We start from the raw sequence: 4,501 nt of genomic DNA, 5'->3' as shown, positions 1-4,501 counted from the left end.
CCATCAGCCGCATCCGCAAACGGCTTACACCGCCCATCAGCAGCCAACCCACCCTGCCGGGAAAACTCCACGAACGCCCCCGGCGTGGCCATCACTGCTGCGCCGCCGGCCAGGGCCATCGAGCACTCACCCGAGCGCAACGCCTGCGCCGCCAAATGCACCGCCACCAACGACGACGAACACGCCGTATCCACCGACACCGCCGGGCCCTCCAAGCCCAGGGTGTACGCCACCCGCCCGGACATCACACTGGCCGCATTACCGGTCAGCAGATGCCCCTCACTGCCGGTCTGCGCATCACCGACTATCGAGATGTAATCCTGACCGGTGGTACCCACATACACACCCGTGTCCGACCCACGCAGCCCTGACGGGTCGATCCCCGCCCGCTCCAACGCCTCCCACGAGACCTCCAACAACAACCGCTGCTGCGGATCCATCGCCACAGCCTCACGCGGACTGATCCCGAAAAACCCCGCATCGAACAACGCCACGTCAGTCAGAAACCCACCCTCGCGGACATAACTGGTCCCCGACCGCGCCGGATCCGGGTCATACAACGACCCGACATCCCAACCCCGATCCATCGGCCATGGCCCGATGGCGTCGCCACCCGTGGCAAGGAGATCCCAGAGCTGTTCCGGGGTATCTATGCCGGCCGAGAACCGGCAGGCCATCGAGACCACGGCGATGGGCTCAGTCACCTGATCCTGAATCTCCTGCAGGCGTCGCCGGGTCTCCAGCAGGTTGTCCGTGGCCTGTCGCAGATATGTCCGCAGCTTCTCATCGTTGCTCACGCCGTTCGCCCTCCCTCGGAGCTTGCGATCTTGTCGAGAACGTCGAACAGCTCGTCATCTGAGGCTGCATAGGTGTCGATCGCCGGGGTTGCCCCGGGGCCGCCCGCCTGGGCCTCGATCCTGCGTACCAGCTCACGCAGGCGACCCGCCAGCTTCGTCGGATCTCTGCCATCTCCCGGGGTCAACGTGCGTATGGCCTGCTCGATCCGGTCCAAGTCGGACTCCAGAGTATTTACGGGCGCATTTTCCTCAGGCGCAACTCGCGTCCATAGCTCGCGGCTGAGTTCGGCGGGGGTGGGGTAGTCGAAGACCAGCGTGGCCGGCAACGACAGCCCGATCGCGGTGGCTAACCGGTTACGCAACTCCACCGCGGTCAGCGAGTCGAAACCGAGTTCGCGGAACGCGCTGTCCGGGTCGATCGTCGTTGGCTCGGGATGGCCGAGTACGACGGCGGCTTGTGCCCGTACCAGTTCCAGGACTGTTCGCTGGCGTTCCTCGACCTCCATAGCGGCCAGCCTGGTGGTCAGGTCCATCCGGGCGTCGGTTGTGGTCGCCGTCCGGCGGGCCGGGCCGCCGGCCAATGTCCGCCATACCGGTGGCACACCACCGGCTCCGCTACGACGGAGCGCGGCCAGGTCCACCCGGATCGGTACGAGCTGCGGCTGGTGAGTACGTACTGCCGCGTCGAACAACGCCAGGCCCTGCTCGGAGGAGAGGGCAAGGATGCCGTTGCGTCGCATCCGGTCCAGGTCGGCCTCGTCGAGGTGTCCAGTCATGGCTGACTGCTGGGCCCACAGCCCCCACGCCAACGACTGCCCGACCAGACCCTCGGACTGCCGTCGCAGTGCCAGGGCGTCCAGGACGGCGTTGGCCGCGGCGTAGTTTCCCTGCCCGGGTGACCCGAGGGTGGCCGCCGCCGACGAATACACCACGAACAATCCCAGATCCAAGTCGCGGGTCAGCTCATGCAGCCACCACGCCGCGTCAGCTTTGGCCAGCAGTACGGTCTCCAGCCGCTGCGGCGTCAACGCCTCGACCACCCCGTCGTCGAGGACTGCGGCGGTGTGCACCACCCCCACCACCGGATGCTCGACCGGCACCCCTGCCAACACCTCAGCCAGCGCGTCCCGGTCAGCGACGTCACACGCCACCACCTGAACCTGGGCGCCCAACCCGGTCAGCTCACCGACCAGCTCCGCCGCCCCCGCCGCGGCCGGACCCCGCCGGGACAACAACAACAAGTGCCTGACCCCGTGCGCGGTGACCAGATGCCGGGCCACCAACCCACCCAACACCCCCGTCCCACCAGTGACCACCACCGTGCCACGCGGGTCCAGCCCGGCCGGCAGCCGCAGCACCACCTTGCCTACGTGGCGGGCCGCCTGCAGGTAACGAAGGGCCTGCAGCGCTTGGGCTGATTCGAATACTTTCACGGGAAGTGGCTGCAGGACTTCCGCGGCGAACATATCCAGGATCTCGGCCAGCATCTGCCCGATCCGGTCAGCACCGACGTCGGGCAAGTTGAACGCCTGGTACGCCACTCCGGGGTGGTCCGTGGCAACCCGCACCGGGTCCCGCACGTCGGTCTTACCCATCTCCACGAACCAGCCGCCACGGGGCAGCAAGTCCAGTGACGCATCCACGAACTCCCAGGTCAGGGCGTTGAGCACCACGTCCACCCCCTCTCCCCCGGTCGCGGTCAGGAAGCTGTGGCGGAAGTCCAGATCGCGGGAGGAGGCTAGGTGCGTATCGTCCACACCCATTTGGCGCAGGGTGTCCCACTTGCCGGCGCTGGCAGTGGCGTACACCTGCAACCCCCACGCCCGCGCCAGTTGCACCGCGGCCATACCCACCCCACCGGCGGCGGCGTGGATGAGGATCCGCTGCCCCGCCCGCACACCGGCCAGATCCCGCAACGCGTAGAACGCGGTCAGAAACACGATCGGCATCGACGCCGCTCGAGTAAACGACCAGCCCTGTGGGATCCGGGCCAGGAGACGATGATCAGTGACCGCCACCGGCCCCAACGCCCCGTTGAACATCCCGAACACCCGGTCCCCGACCACCATCCCGGTCACGTCCGGGGCGGTCTCGAGCACCACCCCCGCCGCCTCACTACCCATCACCGCGGTCGGATCCGGCGACATACCCAGCCCGAGCCACACGTCGCGGAAGTTCAACCCCGCCGCTCGCACCCCCACCCGCACCTGCCCAACCGCCAGCGGCGCCACCGCCTCCGGATAGTCCACTACCGTGAGGTTGTCCAGACTGCCTGGCTCCGACACATCGATACGCCACGACAACCGCTCAGCGCCGGGCAGGGACAGCCGGCCGGTACCACCGGCTCGGGTCAACCGCCGGGTGTACAGGACACCGGCGCGTACCGCGATCTCCGGCTCGCCGCTGTCGAGCACCGCGGTGAGGATTCTGCCCATCTCGTCACGGTGGATGTCGTCGTCGAGGTCGAGCAGGACGAACCGGTCGGGGTGTTCGGACTGCGCGGAGCGGACCAGACCCCACACCGCAGCCGCGGCCAAATCACTGGCATCAGTAGCACCACGGGTGAGCACCACCAGCCGGGAACCGTCCGTGCCCGCATCGGCCAACCAGTCCTGGACCCAGCCCAACACCACCGTGCTCGCCGCGTGCGTGGCCTCGACAACACCCACCGCACCGTCTAAAGCTGGTAGCTCAGCGACCACCACCGCAGGCAGCTCACCCTCAACCTGCCCATGCCACGCCCAGACCAGCTCGGTAGCCGCCGCCGTGGTGTCAGGCTCCGCGTCCGGCAGCGGCACCCACTCCACCGCGAACAGCGACTGCGCCGCATCCGGCATCCCGGCGCCCAACTGGTCGGCGGTCACCGGCCGCAACACCAACGAGTCCGCGGTCAGCACCGGCTGGCCCGCGGTGTCAAACACCGCCACCGCGATAGCCCCGCCGTCGTCGGCTGGTGTGAGCCGGACCCGTAGCGTGGTCGCCCCGGTCGCGTGCAACCGCACCCCACTCCACGCGAACGGCAACACCGCCCCGCCATCATCGTCGCCGAGCAGGCCGGTCAACCCGATCGGGTGCAACGCCGCGTCCAACACCGCCGGATGCAACCCGAACCCACCGGTCTCGACGCCCTCGGGCAGGGTCACCTCCGCAAACACATCCCGGTCGGAACGCCACACCGCCCGCAGCCCTTGGAACACCGGCCCGTACACGTACCCGCCGTCGGCCAACCGCTCATACAGACCGTCCACTGCCACCGGCCGCGCGTCAGCCGGCGGCCACTGCCCCAACCCGGACGGCACCCGACCCGCCTGCGGACTCAACACACCCGTGGCATGCCGAATCCACGACCCCTCCACACCCTCCGCGCCTTCGGGCCGGGAGTACACGTTGACCGGCCGTCGACCGTCCCGGTCGGGGTCACCGACCCACACCTGCACCTGCACCCCACCCTGCTCCGGCAGCAGCAACGGGGTCTGCAGCGTCAACTCCTGCACCACGCCACAGCCGATCTGGTCCCCGGCGTACATCACCAGTTCCACGAACGCCGTGCCCGCCAACAACACCGCACCCAACACCGCATGATCGGCCAACCACGGCTGCCCCGACAGCGACAACCGGCCGGTCAACACCACCGCGTCCCCATCAGCCAACGACACCGCCGCACGCAACAACGGATGATCAACCGAACCCTGACCCAACCCCCG

Annotated in this window: 2 protein-coding genes; both read right to left on the bottom strand. The window is 68.4% G+C overall.

Annotated features, from left to right (window positions below):
• Positions 1-797: beta-ketoacyl synthase N-terminal-like domain-containing protein (locus ACIA6B_RS32465; RefSeq protein WP_396779303.1), on the bottom strand; the 797-nt coding region annotated here is incomplete at its 3' end.
• Positions 794-4,465 (bottom strand): SDR family NAD(P)-dependent oxidoreductase, encoded by a 3,672-nt coding sequence (locus tag ACIA6B_RS32460; RefSeq protein WP_396779301.1) that lies wholly within the window; start codon positions 4,463-4,465, stop codon positions 794-796. The genes ACIA6B_RS32465 and ACIA6B_RS32460, both read right to left, overlap by 4 nt.
• Between the last annotated feature and the right edge of the window lie 36 nt (positions 4,466-4,501).

It is taken from the genome of Micromonospora sp. NPDC051141 (assembly GCF_044455765.1).
Lineage (GTDB): Bacteria > Actinomycetota > Actinomycetes > Mycobacteriales > Micromonosporaceae > Micromonospora.
Note: the sequence above shows the minus strand (reverse complement) of the source record. Positions and strands in the feature narration are given on the sequence as shown.